Annotated in this window: 17 protein-coding genes; 3 read left to right on the forward strand and 14 right to left on the reverse strand. The window is 38.5% G+C overall.

Annotated elements, in window-relative coordinates:
• Positions 1 to 643 precede the first annotated feature (643 nt).
• Both H6G06_RS18420 and H6G06_RS18425 read left to right on the forward strand, forming a co-directional pair.
• Entirely contained in the window at positions 644 to 2,035 is a 1,392-nt protein-coding gene (locus H6G06_RS18420; protein ID WP_190562746.1) for a malic enzyme-like NAD(P)-binding protein, read from the forward strand.
• A 158-nt stretch (positions 2,036 to 2,193) separates the two neighbouring features.
• The gene (locus H6G06_RS18425) at positions 2,194 to 2,661 is read left to right on the forward strand and encodes a thioredoxin domain-containing protein (RefSeq protein WP_190562748.1); all 468 of its coding nucleotides are present in this window, start codon (positions 2,194 to 2,196) and stop codon (positions 2,659 to 2,661) included.
• A 73-nt stretch (positions 2,662 to 2,734) separates the two neighbouring features.
• On the opposite strand, the gene H6G06_RS18430 is transcribed toward H6G06_RS18425, so the two are convergent.
• From H6G06_RS18430 to H6G06_RS18450, 5 genes are all read right to left on the reverse strand, one after another.
• On the reverse strand, positions 2,735 to 3,802 hold the full coding sequence (locus H6G06_RS18430) for a PDDEXK nuclease domain-containing protein (protein WP_190562750.1): 1,068 nt from the start codon (positions 3,800 to 3,802) through the stop codon (positions 2,735 to 2,737).
• 55 nt (positions 3,803 to 3,857) lie between these two features.
• On the reverse strand, positions 3,858 to 4,604 hold the full coding sequence (locus H6G06_RS18435) for a creatininase family protein (protein ID WP_190562753.1): 747 nt from the start codon (positions 4,602 to 4,604) through the stop codon (positions 3,858 to 3,860).
• Positions 4,605 to 5,021: 417 nt separating this feature from the next.
• Entirely contained in the window at positions 5,022 to 5,294 is a 273-nt protein-coding gene (locus H6G06_RS18440; RefSeq protein WP_190562755.1) for a cupin domain-containing protein, read from the reverse strand.
• A gap of 22 nt (positions 5,295 to 5,316) precedes the next feature.
• A complete protein-coding gene (locus tag H6G06_RS18445; protein WP_190562756.1) occupies positions 5,317 to 5,655 on the reverse strand; it encodes a Mo-dependent nitrogenase C-terminal domain-containing protein in 339 nt (112 codons plus the stop codon).
• A 664-nt stretch (positions 5,656 to 6,319) separates the two neighbouring features.
• A complete protein-coding gene (locus H6G06_RS18450) occupies positions 6,320 to 7,099 on the reverse strand; it encodes an HAD family hydrolase (RefSeq protein WP_190562758.1) in 780 nt (259 codons plus the stop codon).
• Positions 7,100 to 7,213: 114 nt separating this feature from the next.
• Between H6G06_RS18450 and H6G06_RS18455 the strand changes: the two genes are divergently transcribed.
• Positions 7,214 to 8,023, forward strand: a complete 810-nt coding sequence (locus H6G06_RS18455) for a hypothetical protein (protein ID WP_190562760.1) — start codon at positions 7,214 to 7,216, stop codon at positions 8,021 to 8,023.
• 17 nt (positions 8,024 to 8,040) lie between these two features.
• Here the strand turns inward: H6G06_RS18455 and H6G06_RS18460 are convergent, their stop codons facing one another.
• The 9 genes from H6G06_RS18460 to H6G06_RS18500 form a co-directional block, all read right to left on the reverse strand.
• A complete protein-coding gene (locus tag H6G06_RS18460; protein ID WP_190562762.1) occupies positions 8,041 to 8,781 on the reverse strand; it encodes a DevA family ABC transporter ATP-binding protein in 741 nt (246 codons plus the stop codon).
• 67 nt (positions 8,782 to 8,848) lie between these two features.
• Positions 8,849 to 10,003, reverse strand: coding sequence for an ABC transporter permease DevC (gene devC / locus H6G06_RS18465; protein WP_190562764.1), 1,155 nt, complete (start codon positions 10,001 to 10,003; stop codon positions 8,849 to 8,851).
• A gap of 131 nt (positions 10,004 to 10,134) precedes the next feature.
• Positions 10,135 to 11,574: an HlyD family efflux transporter periplasmic adaptor subunit gene (locus H6G06_RS18470; protein WP_190562765.1), complete on the reverse strand. Its 1,440-nt coding sequence runs from the start codon at positions 11,572 to 11,574 to the stop codon at positions 10,135 to 10,137.
• Positions 11,575 to 12,456: 882 nt separating this feature from the next.
• Positions 12,457 to 12,822 carry a hypothetical protein gene (locus H6G06_RS18475; RefSeq protein ID WP_190562766.1) on the reverse strand — a complete coding sequence of 122 codons (366 nt, stop codon included), beginning with the start codon at positions 12,820 to 12,822 and terminating at the stop codon, positions 12,457 to 12,459.
• Between the two features lie 202 nt (positions 12,823 to 13,024).
• On the reverse strand, positions 13,025 to 13,762 hold the full coding sequence (locus tag H6G06_RS18480) for a phycocyanobilin:ferredoxin oxidoreductase (protein ID WP_190562767.1): 738 nt from the start codon (positions 13,760 to 13,762) through the stop codon (positions 13,025 to 13,027).
• A 165-nt stretch (positions 13,763 to 13,927) separates the two neighbouring features.
• Positions 13,928 to 14,521, reverse strand: coding sequence for a Maf family protein (locus H6G06_RS18485; RefSeq protein WP_190562768.1), 594 nt, complete (start codon positions 14,519 to 14,521; stop codon positions 13,928 to 13,930).
• A gap of 120 nt (positions 14,522 to 14,641) precedes the next feature.
• Positions 14,642 to 15,187, reverse strand: coding sequence for a photosystem II reaction center PsbP (gene psbP / locus H6G06_RS18490; protein ID WP_190562769.1), 546 nt, complete (start codon positions 15,185 to 15,187; stop codon positions 14,642 to 14,644).
• A 247-nt stretch (positions 15,188 to 15,434) separates the two neighbouring features.
• Positions 15,435 to 15,884, reverse strand: coding sequence for a DUF3598 family protein (locus H6G06_RS18495; protein WP_190562873.1), 450 nt, complete (start codon positions 15,882 to 15,884; stop codon positions 15,435 to 15,437).
• Positions 15,885 to 15,956: 72 nt separating this feature from the next.
• Entirely contained in the window at positions 15,957 to 17,378 is a 1,422-nt protein-coding gene (locus H6G06_RS18500; RefSeq protein ID WP_190562770.1) for an aldehyde dehydrogenase family protein, read from the reverse strand.
• Positions 17,379 to 17,381: the final 3 nt, after the last annotated feature.

Consider the following 17,381-nt stretch of genomic DNA (forward strand, 5'->3'; position numbering starts at 1 on the left):
AACGATGATTGAGGCAACGAGCATTCGATATGTTCGTGTAATGTTAAAAATACTTCCAGAACCACCAGAGCCTTTATTATAGCAGTGGACAAGGCGGTTAGGACATTATTGAAAGCTCAAACTCAGTGATGGCAAGGGTTTTACTTTTGGCTTTTGCATGAGTGCCTTTTGCTATATTAGCCCAGATTTTTGCCAAGCTTACCTCTCTTGGTCGTATTCACAATGCTTCTACAGCCATTGAACCCTCGTAATTTGGCTAAGGTATGACTTATGCAAGATTGAACTCAAAACCTGATTCTTGCGTAGAGGTAATTCATGAATTACCCCTACTTCCGTTCTGTTTTGCGTAAGTCCTGTAAGGTATTGTTTAAAAATTCTCATTTACACAACATCCAAAAAATCTTTGAAATCCTGAAAATCCTTGAATCCTGTAAATCCTGATGCTGACAAAAAAACCTCAACGCAAACCAAAATCCTTAAATACTGTAAATTATGAGTCTGAAATAGTGTATTTTAATACACTAAAAAAATACTTTTACAGTAAATACCTAACTATACACATTAAAGATCATATTTTATTGTCGAAATAGAATTTTCACAAGCAATTCAATATAAAATCTAAAATTTAAAATCACAAAGCACAATGACAAATCTAACTCCTAATTCTAGTTTCAGTGTGACTCTACGCTTACAAATTCCCAACCGAGTGGGGATGTTAGCCTCTGTAACTCAAGCGATCGCTACCAATGGTGGTAATCTAGGACAAATTGATTTAATTGAACAAAGTCGGCAAGAATCAATCCGTGATATTACTGTGGATGCTGCAAGTACGGAACACGCAGAAACCATTGTTCAAGCCGTAAAAGCATTAGCTGATATTAAAGTTATAGATGTCTATGACAGGACTTTTAATTTACATCGTGGTGGCAAAATTAGTATTGCTAGTAGAATTCCTTTAAGAAGTGTTTCTGATTTAGCAATGGCTTATACTCCAGGGGTAGGGAGAATTTGTACTGCGATCGCTCAAAATCCAGAGGAAGTTTACAACCTCACCATCAAACAAAACACTGTTGCTATTGTCACCGATGGTAGTGCAGTCTTAGGTTTGGGAAATCTCGGACCAGCAGCAGCTTTACCCGTGATGGAAGGTAAAGCCATGCTGTTTAAAGAATTTGCTGGTTTGGATGCTTTCCCAATCTGTCTTGCTACCCAAGATACAGATGAAATTGTCCAAACCGTGAAAAATCTTGCACCTGTATTTGGGGGTGTTAATCTAGAAGATATTGCTGCACCCCGGTGTTTTGAAATTGAAAAAAGATTGCGAGCAGAATTAGATATACCAGTGTTTCACGATGACCAACATGGTACAGCAATTGTCACCTTGGCAGCATTGTTTAATGCCTTAAAATTAGTAAATAAATCAATTGCAGATATCCGCATCGTCATTAATGGTGCTGGTGCTGCTGGAGTGGCGATCGCTCGTTTACTCCGCAAAGCCGGAGCAGAAATAATCTTGATGTGTGACTCTAAAGGGATTATATCCACCAATCGCCCTGATTTAACCGAGGAAAAGCGCGAATTTGCCGTTAAAGCCCAAGGAACCTTAGCCGGTGCTATGCAAGGTGCAGACGTGTTTATCGGTGTCAGCGCCCCCGGAGTTTTGACACCAGAAATGGTGCAAGGAATGACAAAGGATGCAATTGTATTTGCAATGGCTAATCCCATCCCCGAAATCCAACCAGAATTAGCCCCTAAGAACGTGGCAGTTATGGCTACAGGTAGGAGTGACTACCCCAACCAAATTAATAACGTCTTGGCGTTTCCAGGGGTGTTTCGTGGGGCTTTAGATTGTCGGGCTAAGACAATTACTACCACAATGTATTTAGAAGCTGCAAGTGCGATCGCTTCTTTAGTAAAACCTTCAGATTTAAATCGAGAACATATTATCCCTTCAGTCTTTGATGAGCGTGTTGCTACCGCTGTCGCTGCTGCTGTAAAACAAGCTGCACGGGAAGAGGGTATTGCTCAGAGTTGATATAGCAGGAGTTAGGGTTTAGCAATGTTTACAGGTGTCAACTTAACCCAAAAATAAATTAATAGTCGGTTTTAACCGACTTTAGCTATAAGACAGGGAATTTATTCCCTGGCTTCTTAAAACCATATCAATGTTTTTCAACAATACTAAATTCTGCCATGAAATATCCAATTATTACTTTTTCTCTAGCTGCTACTTTAGGTTTATTTACTACCATTGCTACAGCCGAAGAAACTCAACTATCATGTTCTGTAAATTCCCAGAATTTAATCACTAATAAAACATTAAAAGCTGAAAAAGCCCCACCTATAAAAAATTCATCAGGAGCAGCGGAAATCGCCTTAGCCAAACATCTTAAAAAGATTAAAGCTAAAATGTATGGTGCTTTTTGGTGTCCACATTGTCACCACCAACAAGAACTTTTTGGTAAACAAGCATGGACAACAATTACCTATATTGAATGCGATCCCAAAGGTACAAATCCCCGTCCTGATTTATGTGAAAAAGCCAAAATCCAAGGTTATCCGACTTGGGAAATAAAAGGTAAATTATATCCAGGAACCCAATCTTTAGAAAATTTATCTCAGATATCTGGTTATAAAGGAAAACGCAATTTTAAGAACTAATTTCAACCCCAAATATCGACTGATTTAAGAGGATTTAGGATGGGAATATTGCCCGTCCTTAAAGAAACACAGATCAAAAATTTAAGTTGTCTTTTTGAGAAAGTAAAATTTTTTCCTCTATAGTCTTTCTCGCTTCTTCTATTTTTAATGCCAGCTTTTCTTCATCAGGTAATTTTAGTTGATATTCTGCGGATAAAATATTGGGTAAATTTGTTAATGCATAATGTGCAACAGCTTCATCTTTTTCACTACAAAGTATTAGTCCAATGGGAGGATTTTCTCCAGGATAAGTCCAATTATCTCTAGCATAATTAACATAAAAATTCATTTGCCCAGTATCGGCAGGAGTTAGTTTACCAAGCTTCAAATCAATGACAATCAGACATTTCAATACACGATGATAAAATAATAAATCTACCCTATACCATTCAGATCCAATCCGCAGACGTTTCTGACGACCTACAAAAGCAAATTCACTTCCTAATTCTAACAAAAAGTCTTCAAGACTATCAATTAATGCTTGTTCTAAATCACTTTCTGAATATTCATCCTTCAATCCTAAAAATTCTAATACATAAGAATCTTTAAGTTCTTGCTCTGGAGTAATGATATTTTCTGGCTGGGGTTCTTCACCTTTTTTGAGTAACGCAGTTTTATTTTGTGATAGGGCTACTCGTTCATAAAACTTACTTTCTATCTGCCTTTTTAGCTGTCTTTCACTCCAACCAGAACGTAAAGATTCAGTTTCATAAAATGTTCTAGCTTTTAAATTTTTGACTGACATAAGACGAACATAATGCGACCAAGGTAATGGAAACTTTTCAGCTAAAGTGGCTAAACTGAATTCCGCAGACACTGTTTGCGAAATTTGCCATTCCAAATAAAAAAGACGCATTAACTCTAAATTACGTGCAGAAAAACCTTTGCCAATTCTTTGAGTTAAGTCTGTAGAAAGCCTTTTGATAACTGATGCGCCGTACTCCGCTCGTTTCTCTCCACCTTGCTCAAGTTCTACAATTCGCCGCCCAATTTCCCAGTAAGTGGCTGTCATGATAGCATTAACTGAACGAGCGGCTGCACGTCGAGATGATTCTAAAAGTTCAATTAAATCAGTGAGAGTGTTTTCGTACTCGTTAATCACGATATTTTTATCAGTTTACTTTCCGTAAGTATCTCACGCAAAAGGGTTGTTTACTTCATCCCTGATTTACAAACTCCAAATACCCTTTACTTAATTCCTCCACAGCCAAATCATAAAACTGTTTACCATGTTCTGGAGTAGCTAAAGCAGGATTTGAACCCATGCGGCCATCAGGGTAACGTTCTCGAAAATCAGCAGCACCATAAATTCTATGTCCAGAAGCAACTTCTGGAGACAGGTAGGCTTTTTTTATTGCTTCTGGATAAACGTATTGAGTCACAGCTACTTCACTAGGAGTAGCATGAGAACCTTCTTGATCACCGTATAATTCTTTGGCAAGTTTGTATACAGAACCGCACATAAACCAATTAGCAATTTGACATTGCACTTTTTGGGAATTAGCAATTTGTAAGTCTTCTAGGTGTGCGTAGGTTTCAGAAAAAGCAGCTTTGAGGGTGGCAATGTTACCACCGTGTCCGTTGATAAAATAAAACTTGGTAAAACCAGCTTTGGCTAAACAAGTTATATAATCTCTGACTACTTGAATTAAAATGCTAGGACGCAAACTGATTGTACCGGGGAAGCCTGTATGATGTAATGCCATACCGATATTAATTGTTGGTGCAACCATGGCTTGTGTTGCTTCCCCCACTCCACGGGATATAGCTTCTGCACAAATCGCATCAGTTCCAATTAAACCAGTTGGTCCATGTTGTTCTGTAGAACCAATGGGAAAAATAATTCCCTGAGATTGTTGTAAATAATTTTCAACTTCTGGCCAGGTGCTGAGATGTAATAACATTTTCTGTAAATCTAAAAATCTAATTCTATATATAATAAAGCAGAATTCAGGAGCCAGGACTAAAAACCGCTTGACACTTGATAGCGCAGCGTGGCGGTAGCCATTTTTTGACTTAAATTTTGTAGTTGCGGCAATCTGCTGTAACTCCTGTGGGGGTAGGCATATTGCCAGCCCAAATCATCCAAATTAGATAGGAATTTAATTATTTAATTGTCTAAAAATCTTTAAAGGATGGAGTCGCAACAAGTTGTGAACGATAAGAATATCACAATTTACCGATATTGCCACTTTAGTTGATGATACTCGTTGCGAATCTCCAGACAAGACTAGTTCCAAATTAATGATGAAATGTTGGTTTTTTGAAATCTCCAGGATACCAGGAGACAAAAACACGAAAGATTGGCTCTTGAGGCCGGATTAATCAAAGCAATAATGTTTTTTTACGTCTTTGGTAATTTCCCATATACAAGACATACCAGCAGGAAACGTCACTAAATCTCCTTTGCCCATCTGCACTGATTGTCCGCCATCAGGGGTAACAATTACATCGCCTTCCAAAAAGTAACAAGTTTCTTGAAAATCATAAGTCCAAGGGAATTTGGAAGCTTCTTTTTGCCAAATTGCCCAGTTGTATACACCTAACTGGTTGAGGCTCTCTTGACTAGGTTGATGCTCGATCTTAATTTTCATGCAGTCTTTAATCTAGTTGTATTTAGCAGTAGGATTGGATATCCTCTCCACACTCATCTACTAAATAACATAATGCCCGAAAACGCAAGCCTACAAATTCGTCATATAGTGGATTTAGTTTGCACATTGGAGGAATGTGAGCGATTTTGCGACCTAAAAACATGATATCACGTTCAAATGGACACTGAGCAGGAATCAGTTTGGCGATAAATTGAGCTAGTTTCCGATTGTGAAATTCGATTTCATCTAACCATTGACGTAGTGGTTGCAGTAAATCAGATTTATTTCCTGTTTGATGGTTGTTTTCGATATGGCTAATCAAAGTAGGGAAAATGATAGGTTGAGTATTTGTGGTGATCATAGTTCTAAATCCTGTTGTCTTCAGATTGATGAAATTTTGTCACTTTGGCTTATGAATATGCCATTTGATGCGGGAATCAGCATTGTCTTGGTAGTTCCAGGCAAGATAATTGCAACTAGTATATCTTACATAGAATAAGCAGAGAAAGTCTTTAACTAATTGCTATTTAAACTCACGGTATGTTGGAGAACTGTCCCGTTAAATACAAAATAACAAAGAAATTGTAAAAATGGTATTTCGTTAACTTATTAATAACTGATGTCGAATATTGTGATCTCATATATCAAACCCAAAGGCTTGGTGGGTAAACTATACAGTGCTGCAAATGGTAACTGTACAATTCAAAATATAGGGTTAGGTTTGACTATAACTAGGGTTGACTAATATTTGGCAATGACCTCAGAGGATTTTAAATCAGATTTTATCCAGACAAATGTTATATACGTTACATAAGCTAACCTAAATATTATCTAACTAGTAGCAAGATATCGTTTGATAAGAACAAACTAATTGACTTGCAAAATTAGCTTATCGAAAACAAAATATGCTATAATACATTTAATGTATTAATAAATAATCAACATTAATAATTGGACTTAATAAATTAATCTCAGGTAGGCAATGCCCACCATACGAGTAATCAAGTTTGTAGACTAAAAACTATCTAACTTTTTGGTGTTGACAAACTTTGTAAAATATAACTAGTTAATTCAAAAAATCCTTCCCCTTCGGGCGCGGTAGTTACATAAGTAGGTTGATACTGTAACTGATTAGCATATTTCAGCACATTAGACACACCTACAGAAACAGGAAAATAACAACTATTAAATAAACTTTCATCATTGGGACTATCACCTACTGTAACCACTTGATCGAGGGAATATTCTGGGAAGTATTCGCGCAATACTTGTAAAAGTCCCATCGCTTTATCTTGTCCTTGAGGCTTGATGTGACACTGGACATTGCTGTAAGTAAATCCCCATCCCTCAAGTTCGCAAAGGTTACTTAAGTATTGCAGTTCAGCTAATGTCAAAGAAGCAACATCAAATGTCCAATCTGTGACACGAAACCGATTGTCGGCAGATTCCTTGATTTGGGGAAATTGACTTTGTAATTTGGTAAAAGTTGTAGTTAAGTGCTGTCGATGTTCAGCTAAATCAGGAATCGGTGTTAAAGCTACTGATTCCAATTTATGAGATGAATAGAACAAACCCCCATTTTCTGCCAATGCACCCGCAACTGGCATCAAACTACTTAGTCCACTTACCCAACCAGCTGAACGCCCCGTGACAATCAGTACCTGAACTCCTGCTGCTGCTAAATTCTCCAAAGCTTGCAACAGTGAGGATGTGAATTTGCCATCCTGAGTCAAAGTTCCATCCATATCTGTAGCTACGAGACGAATATTCTTCAAATCATGAGAATTACTAATGTGTCTGGACATATAAAACTCGTAATAAAGGAATATGATGTAAAAAAATATTAACAACACAGTAAAGTGATACCAAATTTTTGGGCATCCTAAACATTACGAGTAAAATATTTTAATTTGCTAACCATGCTTAGTACAATGTTTCTAGCCCAGTCTTCAGATGCCAAGACTACAAAGGCAATCCAACAAGTACCAGCTAGTGAGTCTCAGCCATCATCCTTATTCATGTTTGCCAGTGGAGGACTGCTGTTAGGACTAATAGCTCTGATTGTTTATGGCAAAATTTTAGTCCAGAAATATGAAAAAAAAATTAGGTTTGAAAACTTTCGCACCCGAGAACTAGAAAAAAAGTTGAAGTTGGCGCTGGAAACCATTCGCAAAATGGAAACCAACCCCGATTTAGTTCACTCCCGCGACTTTAACCTTGATTATTTGCGAATGCGGATGTCAGAAGAGGTATTTCGTTTTGGGATTGTTAATCAAATTAAACTCAAGATTAAAGATAAAATTTCTCTAGCACTGCGTCCAGGCCAATCTCAACAGGGACAGGTTGGGGTTGCCAGCAGCACTGGCAGACAGGTAGATCAGATTTTTGATGTTGAGTATGAAACTGGTGTTGCACCCAACATTGTCAAGCGAGTGCTGTTTCGGATTCAAATTCGGTTAATGAAGTTACCTACACAGGCAACTTCTACTACTATTAGCCAAATTATGGACTGTATAGAAACTTACCTTAGCCCTAGAGAAGATGAGGATTCATGGCAGCCAACAATTCAAGGTCGGATTGTCTATATGCATTGGGATCAAAAGGCTAAACCTACTCCTTTACTCGTCTTGGAACAATCGAATGAAGGGGTAAATGTTACTTTCCGTACTACTCGTCAACCAAATGTGACTGCACCCCCAAACACGCCAACTAGAAAGGCTAAGGCTTGACTCAGTAGAAAGTTTAGTTAGTGAGGATCGGAAACGTGCAGCCCTACCTTGTGGCTGTTATGTATGTTTTGGGCATCACGAGTTAACAGACCGTCTTCCATTTCGACGATGCGATCAGCTATATCCAAGATGCGGTTGTCATGGGTAACTAGTAAAATGGCGGTTCCTTGGTCTTTGGCTAGACGCTGCATGATTTCTACCACATCGCGTCCTGATTGTTTATCTAATGCGGCCGTGGGTTCATCTGCTAAAACTAATGGAGGGTGATTGACTAAAGCGCGAGCGATCGCTATCCTTTGTTTTTGCCCACCAGATAAATTGTCTGGGTAGTAGTTCATCCGTTCTGCCAACCCCACTGCACCCAGCATGGCTTCTGACTTCTTAATAGTTTCCGATTGAGAAATCCGCTGATTTAATTCCACTGCCATTTGCACATTCTGCCTAGCAGTTAAAAAACCCAGTAAATTATGAGCCTGGAAAATATAACCGATACTGCGTCGGCTTTGTACAAGTTGACTTTGACTAGAACCAAATAGTTCTTTACCTAAAAATTTCAGGCTGCCTTCTTGCACAGAACGCAAACCACCTATGAGGCTTAGTAATGTAGTTTTACCTGAACCTGATGGTCCAGTCATAATTACAATTTCTCCGGCATATATTTCTAGGCTGATATCAAATAAAATTTGTTTTCTCAGCGCACCTTTACCATAGTAATGGTTGATATTTTTAATAGCGATTACAGGTTCTGTACTGTTCATAATTGGTAATAGATAATTGGTAATAGTTATTTATCCTTCTTCTGCCCTCTCCCCTCTGCCTCCTGCCTTAGAAAATATCAGCAGGGTCGGCTGAACGTAATTTTCTCATGGCGATCGCTCCAGAGATAAAACACATTAAAATAGTCAATATTAGTACCATGATAGCGCGATAAGAACTCATGAAAACTGGTAAAAGTGTCGCATCTCTAGCAACTTGGTACATAAAAATAGCGCAAGCAAATCCAGGAATATATCCTAAAACTGCTAACATAAAAGCTTCTTGAAGAATCACAGTTAATAGATAGTTTTGTGTATACCCTATAGCTTTGAGCGTAGCATATTCAGATAAATGATCTGTTACTTCTGTATACAAAATTTGATAAACAATTACGGTTCCCACAATAAAACCCATAATTGTCCCTAAAGTGAAAATAAAACCAATCGCCGTACTAGTTGCCCAGTAGTTTCTTTCAAAGGCAATAAATTCTTCTTTGGTTAAAACATTAACATCTGTAGGTAGATAAGTCCGCAAATATTCAGTAACTTGGTTGATATCTGCTCCTGGTTTTAATCTAATTAACCCAATATCAATTAATCCAGTTTGTCGGTTAGAAAATATCCGCAAAAAATTGACATCACTAGTAATTAGATTACCGTCTGCTCCAAAAGATGCACCTAAAGTAAATAATCCGGCTACTTTAATACGTCTTCTTCTCACTTCTGCTGTTACATTTTTTCCCTGATCAAAATCAGCAGCAATCGGACCATATTCTACTCTAGAAGAACGGTCAAATAATACCACATCAGGCATTTTCAGTTTATCTAAATTCTCCTCGACACCAGGCAAATCAAATACGTTAACTTCTGGATTTATGCCAAAAGTAAGAATACTTCGAGGGCGACCAGTAATAGGATTTTTCCAGCTTGTATAGTCTAAATATATAGGATGCACTGACTCCACCGCTGGCAAATCTAAAGCTCTATATAATCGCCGTTGGGAAAAAGGTTTCATAGCTAACACAGCATTAGATTGATTGTTAATTAAAACAATGTCACCCTTTAAACTGCTGTGCATTCGGACGTTACTATAATATAGTGCATCCCGGAAACCAAGCTGCATAAACATCAAAATATCAGCAAAGGCAATACCTGATAAAGCCACAGCTAGGCGAGTTTTTTCTCTTGTCAGTTGTAGCCAAGATAGAGGTATTTTTTGAGTCATTTTAAACAATTAAAAATAGGGAATAGGCAACAGGGAATAGGGAATAGGGAAAATAACAATTTAAAAACTCCTTGAACTCCTAAAATTTGAGTTTTGACTTTCCCAAGGAAAACTCCTGACTCCTGCTGTAATTACTTTTTCTTGCTCACTTCATCAGTATTAATTTCAACAACGACTTTAGCGTTAGTTAAACCAGAAACGCGCTGACTATATTCTGGAGCAAGAGCAATTTTCACCTCTACTACTCTGGCATCAATATCTGCGGCTGGATCTGTATTCAGCACATCTTTTTTACCTATTTTTCTACCAATTTCAGTGATATTGCCCTTTATTTGCCCGCTAAATGCGCCGTTATCACTGGTGATAGTCGCACTTTGACCAACAAGAACTTTACCAATACTATCTTCGGGAATTTCGGCAATTACAAACATCTGATCGGTTTGTCCAATCTCAGCAATGCCATTTGCACTCATGACTTCGCCTGATTTGGTGTGAACTTTTAAAATTTCTCCAGGGGTTGGTGCTTTGACGTAACTTAATTGCAGTTCTGCTTGAGCTTTTCTGACAAAGGCGATCGCATTGCTAATTTGGGCTTGTGCCATTTGTACATCTGTAGGACGAACATCTAACAACCTGCTTAATCTAGCCCTTTCTTCGTCGATTTGCTTTTGTAAAGTGGACACAGTTTTGTCGCGGGTGGCTGTGGCTTCGATAAGTTGCTGTTGCAAAGTAGCGATAGTTTTGATTTGAGTAGCTCTAGCTTCAGCAATTTGTTGTTGCAAGGTTCCCAGTGCTTGTCTTAAACTGGCTTGAGTTTCCCGCACTTGTTGATTAGCAGTAGCTGCACGCAACCGCCTTTTATCTCTTTCTTGCTGAGAAATAGCCCCCTCTCGGTATAAAAACTCATAGCGCCCAGCATCAACTTGAGCGTCACGCTGTTCGGCTCGTATCCGGTCAATTGTAGCTCTTAAACTATCTCTCTGTCCGCTCAGTTCGGCTTCTAACCGTTTAATTGTGGCTGTTTGGGCGATTTTTTCCCCACTTAACTCGGCAGCGATGCGGGCAATAGTTGCTTGTTGAGCATCTTTTTCCCCTGCTAATTGTGCTTGTAAACGAGCAATGACCGCTGATTGAGCTTGAATATCTCTTGGTGAAGCAGCTTTGATCTGAGCTAAATTAGCACGAGATTCTTGCAGTCTGGCTTTTGCTTCTTCGACTGCTGCCATGTTGCTATCGCGGCTGTCTAAAATGGCAATAACTTGACCTTGCTGTACTCGCTGTCCTTCTCTGACTAAGAGTTGCTGTACTCGTGAACCTGCTGATAGTCCTGAGTTGGGAGCAGCAATTTTAATCACTTCTCCTCGCGGTTCTAATCTGCCTACAGCACTAATGCTTTTGGGGGTTGGTGCTATGGATACAGAAGAAGTTAGTTTTTTGAGTTGTTCAATTTTAGCTGTAGCTAGGAATCCAGCTGCGATCGCTACTGGTAAGGCTACAGCAATTTTCAACCAAACTTTAGATTTTTCTAGTGCCTGTTCTGTTAACTTTGGCTTCTCAGTCACCCTTGACATGGTATATTGCCCTTCTATCTGATTTGTAAGTCTTGGAAGTAAAAAAGCAAATTAGCCTCAGTTGATTTAGTAAAATATGAGTTGTAATTGCACGAAAAGTTAAGGGAATTCATCATGTTGAATTCACAAATTTAAGCACCCAAATACTAACCCTGCTAGTTATAACCGTGATGGGGAGACGGAAAAACAAATCAAGTCAAAAGTCAAAATTAAATAATTTCTACCTCCTGACTTCTGCTTTCTGACTCCTGACTAGCAGCTGACGTTACTATTTATTGCTGAATATTTCTGAAAGCAACCTGGTATAAATTTGCTAGGAATAATCATGCAGACATCTTCTAAGCTGTAGACTATTGCCAAGAGTTTCTACAACCATAGATGAGCTTTCTTTAAGTTATCAGTCTGTTCATTATTTACTGTTTACTGATAACTGTTTATTTATTCCATACTTGAAACTAGGGAAATGTGCCAAAAAATATAAAATCGGCTTTTCTCAAATCTAAAATTGGCACAGCCAAGGAGAAACTGAAAAATATCTGTCAAATAGAGCATTCCTAACATCACAGTTTTCCTAACTTGATTGTTATAGCAACCGCCAAGGTGGTTAGGAGATCAACAGATGATAAAACTTAAACACAAATGGACTTTCAACTCTGTCATCTGTCACCTGCTATAAATGAATTGTTAACCTGTGAGCAGAATTAGTTGTTTACATCTAACAAGACAACAAATATATCTTTGGTTATTTACTGAAAAGATTTGATGCGCTACTTTTACCCCTACTGTTTTTAGACTCCATTAAACTCTAGTTAAATGAATTCTACATTCATCAGTTATGGAAAAACGTAACGGAGCTTACAGATATGGAGTATGGAAAAATTTTTAATCAACATCAATTTGACCTTTTGAGCAGCCGTACTTACCATGAAAATAAGAACCACCATATAAGTACCACTGCAAGTTACTAAGAATTTCCACAGCATTTTCTGCTGTGATGGTTTTAGTCATAGCCTCAGTAATTAAGCCCCGATACCATCTAGCTGACTGCGATAAATGCTCATACTCCACAAAATAGTGCAACCATAACCTTTGACAAGCGCAGCATTTGTAAATTGACACTTCGCCGAATCTGCCCTTGCTTTTATCAATTCCTATGTTTCTACTCAGAAACTTTCCATATTGCAACCCATCAGGAAAAATACAACTGCAAGGTTGATTGTTGGCAGGATTTTCCAGATTATTTGTCATTTCTCCCCATGAGTTTCATCTTCAATTACATGACAGCTTTTTTTCTGGCTTAATAATTTCCTTAATATAGGACTCCTATTTGATTATTGAACAAGACTCAGTACACACGGAAAATCTTCTTACCTGTTCCCTGTTCCCTGTTCCCTGTTCCCTGCCTCTACGAAAAATTCATAAATCAAATCGGATCACTATAATTTGATGATTATTCTGGTAAATCAAATAATACAGTGGTCATGTAATTTTCTGCCCAATCTTGACCAAAAGCTTTTTCTAGAACACGTCTAGTTTTGTCATTTTGTTGCTGTTTTGTACAATAGTTGTGTTGTCCAGCAATAATTGAGGCTACTTTTTCCGGTGCTACGGGACTAGAGGAAGTTGCTTGACTGCAATGAATCTCTAAAAATTCTTGGACGCGAGACAGAAACAAGGTTTCTTCTTCTGGAGAACTAGGACGAACAAACATACAAAAATCAGAAAATATATTTCCCCAGTCTGGTAACTCACGGGGTTGGGAAAAGTTGATCGCTGTTAACTCGGTCAGGGCAAAATTATAAGCTACTGGTAAGCTTCTATGTAAGTTTACAGGAGAAAGATCAGCGATCGCCGCACTAATTTGACCTCTACCCCCAACTAAATCGCAACCAAACATGGGTAGATCATATTCTGGTCGGGGAAACATTACACAATGCAAAATATCTAACATATTCCCCACCTTTGCTAGTTCCAAGTGCATTTTGCGAAACTGGGGTGTTTGATAACAGCGGTTTTCTATAATCAGTTTTTCGCCTTCTAGTCTACCTTCCACATATCCCAACTCAGCCGGTAAATGATAGGGTGATAAATCTAGGTATTTATGCCAAACCCCTTCAATGGTATTAGCTAGTTGACGGATGAGGGGATGTTGTTGTTCACGAAGGGAGGCGGTAGGGTTGGAAGACATATTATTTGAATCATGTAATTTAGTGTCTAGTTTACAATTACTAAGTACATTCTGTTATACTGAAAATTATAAACACACAGCACACATAGCAACACTCTATTTTTATGATTTTAGGTGAAAATTATGATTGAAAAAGTAATTTTTCCTCACAACCAACAATTATCACTATTCCCAAAAGTCAACCACATCATACCCCAATTCGGCGATCATTTGCCGCAATAGGGGTAAACTTAACCCAATCACATTACTGTGACAACCTTCAATTTTTTCTACAAACAAACTCCCAAATCCTTCTAAAGCAAAAGCACCAGCACATTTAAGAGGTTCACCTGTAGCTACATAAGCTTGAATTGCGCGATCGCTCATCTGACCAAAATAAACTCTAGTCACTTGACATTTGACAATAGTGCGATTCTGTGTATTATCAATCAAAACATGACCAGTATACAAGTCTCCAAAATTACCTTGCATTAATTGCCAACGAGTGATCGCTTCCTGTGCATCCGCTGGTTTACCATGAATCTCACCATTCATAGCTAAAATCGAATCACAACCCATCACCAAAGCCGATGAAAACTGGGGTGCTACAGTCTCCGCTTTACACTGAGCCAGAGTCTGTACCAATTGTGCTGGTTCACTGATTTGAATTTGCGACTCATCAAAATCACTAGGGCAAACTATCGGTTCAATACCTACAGTTTGCAACAAGCGACGACGCGCAGGAGAAGCGGAAGCGAGTATAAATTGAGGAATTTTCATAGTCAATAATATAAGTAATTGGTAATTGAGAAAAAGCAATAGGCAAAAGAAAGATCATATTTTTCCCCTGCTCCCAGTCCCCAGTCCCCAGTCCCCAGTCCCCAGTCCCCAATCACCTAATTAATACACCGTAAAAGAATTTACAAGTTCATCAATTGTGCGTTGCAGTTTTTTCCAACGCTTTTCTGGTACTGAAGCATTAAAGGTAAAAAGCTTACCACGACTCACCGCAACACTAGATACATTGTGTCTTTTTTGTTGATTAGGGAGTGTTACCTCATACTCTAGAAGGTAGTATGTTTTACCATCAACTTCTTTTTGAGCAACATTGGTTAATTCAGCTGAACGGCCAGAATCTACAGGAGCAAGAGCAGCTTTACCTAATTTATATCCCACTTCTGTTGGTGTTCCTAGTTCTGTCAAAGTTTTACCATCAGGAACGGGACTAATCACCACAGAGACGTTTTCTGATACCTCAATTAAATCATGGAAGACAACATCAGGACCGTTGGCAACTTTCACCTGCAACCAACCATTAGGATATAAAAACTGATAACCATCAGCACTATCTATAAAGCTTTTGAGTCCAGCAGCACCAGCTACACTAGGGTTACTGAAGCTGATACTGAACACTAAAACCAAAATTAACGCAATTCGTTTCCACATTTGACAAAATTCCTTTGGGATGGAAGCAATATTAAGACAAGGATGATTGCAAGTTTTTATTCTCCCATCAATTGGTACGCTTTAGGCTATGGAGAAGAGATTGATTATCGAGCGATCGCAATTTTGAGAAATTATTCCCCCTCTTTGTAAGGGGGTCAGGGGGATCTCAATACAACATGAAACTTGACAAACATCCTCTCAAAGAAGTAGGGGATATATCTCCTGAGCTTTTTATTTTCAATGAGGTTTAACTGCTTACCCGTTGTTCTTGAATAAGAGTGCGTTGGTAGATTTGATGATTTTTAAACCAGTGCCAAGTCCTAGCACGATGGTTATTATCTGGACTAATTTGAATCATTTCATATAAATACATATCTGGAAATTGTTTATAACCAAACCACAAAATCACGGTTGAATCATCAACTTCCCAGGCTTTACCTTGAATACGTTCAGTGTCAAACCAAAGTTTTTTATCTTGATATGTCCCAGGAAATTGATGTTCTTCTTTTTTACCATCAGTCCAGGTATAACGATTGATTTGATAGTAAGGATACTCGCTATTTTCCGGAAATTGACAACTTAAATGAGATTGATGAGTGTCAAGAATTTTTCCGGTTATATCAACCAGGGTATAGGTTCCCACCCAATCACCTTCATGACGGGCTAAAACAGGCATTTCCAAACGAATATTAGACATAATTAGTAATTGAATTACTTCCTCATCTATCTTATACTCTTGAATCCTGTCACCTGTCACCTATCACCTTCCTTACTCTTGATCATGAAACCACCAAGGGTCTTTACTTGTGTTGGTTTTAATTAAAAAGGCTTTTTTTCTGAGAAAGCGTTTCAACCCTGCTGCACCCATGCGGGAACCTCCCAAACCAGAAAATTTAAAAGCGTTTTTTTCGCCTTCGTGCATGATGGCTGTTAAACCGGCATCATTAATGCTAATAGCACCAACGTCTATTTGCATACCAATTTCTAATGCTAACTCTTCTGATTCAGCAAATATAGCAGCACTCAATCCATAAATAGAATCATTGGCTAAATCTATGGCTTCTTCAATAGTAGAAAAAGGCATGATGGGCATAATCGGTCCAAAAGTTTCTTCAGTCATCACTTTCATGGAATGGTCAACTTCAGTTATAACTGTGGGACGACACCACCAACCACCACCTAATTCTTCAACTTTACCACCACAATGAATTACTGCTCCTTTGGAAACTGCATCTTGCAGATGTTCATTAATAATTGCTGCTTGGTTTTCGGAAATTATTGGACCTATTTCCCCACTTTCAACTGTGGGATAAGCGAGTTGGAGGCGATGGGCTTTAGCTACTAATTGATGATAGAATTCTGCAAAGATAGATTCAGCTACATAGATTCTTTCAATCGATAAACATGACTGTCCAGAATTAACAACAGAACCCCATAAAATCGCTGAAGTTGCTAAATCTAAATCTGCTGATTCTAACACAATGGCTGGGTCTTTTCCACCTAATTCTAAGAAGGCAGGAATAAAATTTCTGGCTGCGGTTTCTGCAACTACACGGCCAGTTTCAACGCTACCTGTAAAGCAAATTAAATCTACATCTTCTATTAAAGCTGCACCTGTTTGTCCTGCACCTTCGACAAAATTTAAGGCATCGCGCAATTTAGGAACTGTATTTAGTGCAGTCATCAAAGGTGCAACAAAGCGGGGTGTAATTTCACTGGGTTTGACTATCACTGCACAACCCGCTAATAAAGCCGGAATTGTGTCAATTGTAGACAACAACAGGGGAAAATTCCACGGGCTAATTACGCCTACAAGGGTGTAAGGAACAGCAGATTGTTGTAAAGCAATAAAGGGAATAGTTGTATTTTTGGCAGTTTCTTGTAATAGCTGGGGCGCTAAATTACACCATCTATCAATGCTAGATAAAAAAGAGTCTATTTCTAACATTGAAGTTGATAATCTGCCTGTATCATTTACCAAAGCATCTGTTAGCTGTTTGCGATCAGATAATAGGGCTTGCTTCCACTGCTGTAGTGCCTCAATTCTACCTTCAATACCCATTTCCTGCCAAGGAATTTGTCCCCTGCGGAGTCTGTGACATTGCTGAGAAAGCAACTTCGGGGGTGGGGGGATGATCACATAATCAAATTTACCTGTGCGGGGGTTACGGACTTCTATTGGTTTGGTCATTGG

Origin of the sequence: Anabaena sphaerica FACHB-251, from assembly GCF_014696825.1 — a bacterium.
Taxonomy (GTDB): Bacteria; Cyanobacteriota; Cyanobacteriia; order Cyanobacteriales; family Nostocaceae; genus RDYJ01.

Excerpts from the sequence above, each read along its gene's own strand:
- H6G06_RS18440 (WP_190562755.1), bottom strand. The coding sequence starts at position 5,294 with ATGAAAATTAAGATCGAGCATCAACCTAGTCAAGAGAGCCTCAACCAG.
- H6G06_RS18435 (WP_190562753.1), bottom strand. The coding sequence starts at position 4,604 with ATGTTATTACATCTCAGCACCTGGCCAGAAGTTGAAAATTATTTACAA.
- H6G06_RS18470 (WP_190562765.1), bottom strand. The coding sequence starts at position 11,574 with ATGTCAAGGGTGACTGAGAAGCCAAAGTTAACAGAACAGGCACTAGAA.
- H6G06_RS18475 (WP_190562766.1), bottom strand. The coding sequence starts at position 12,822 with ATGACAAATAATCTGGAAAATCCTGCCAACAATCAACCTTGCAGTTGT.
- H6G06_RS18450 (WP_190562758.1), bottom strand. The coding sequence starts at position 7,099 with ATGTCCAGACACATTAGTAATTCTCATGATTTGAAGAATATTCGTCTC.
- H6G06_RS18500 (WP_190562770.1), bottom strand. The coding sequence starts at position 17,378 with ATGACCAAACCAATAGAAGTCCGTAACCCCCGCACAGGTAAATTTGAT.
- psbP (WP_190562769.1), bottom strand. The coding sequence starts at position 15,187 with ATGTGGAAACGAATTGCGTTAATTTTGGTTTTAGTGTTCAGTATCAGC.
- H6G06_RS18420 (WP_190562746.1), top strand. The coding sequence starts at position 644 with ATGACAAATCTAACTCCTAATTCTAGTTTCAGTGTGACTCTACGCTTA.
- H6G06_RS18495 (WP_190562873.1), bottom strand. The coding sequence starts at position 15,884 with ATGTCTAATATTCGTTTGGAAATGCCTGTTTTAGCCCGTCATGAAGGT.
- H6G06_RS18460 (WP_190562762.1), bottom strand. The coding sequence starts at position 8,781 with ATGAACAGTACAGAACCTGTAATCGCTATTAAAAATATCAACCATTAC.
- H6G06_RS18425 (WP_190562748.1), top strand. The coding sequence starts at position 2,194 with ATGAAATATCCAATTATTACTTTTTCTCTAGCTGCTACTTTAGGTTTA.
- H6G06_RS18455 (WP_190562760.1), top strand. The coding sequence starts at position 7,214 with ATGCTTAGTACAATGTTTCTAGCCCAGTCTTCAGATGCCAAGACTACA.
- H6G06_RS18485 (WP_190562768.1), bottom strand. The coding sequence starts at position 14,521 with ATGAAAATTCCTCAATTTATACTCGCTTCCGCTTCTCCTGCGCGTCGT.
- devC (WP_190562764.1), bottom strand. The coding sequence starts at position 10,003 with ATGACTCAAAAAATACCTCTATCTTGGCTACAACTGACAAGAGAAAAA.
- H6G06_RS18480 (WP_190562767.1), bottom strand. The coding sequence starts at position 13,762 with ATGTCTTCCAACCCTACCGCCTCCCTTCGTGAACAACAACATCCCCTC.
- H6G06_RS18445 (WP_190562756.1), bottom strand. The coding sequence starts at position 5,655 with ATGATCACCACAAATACTCAACCTATCATTTTCCCTACTTTGATTAGC.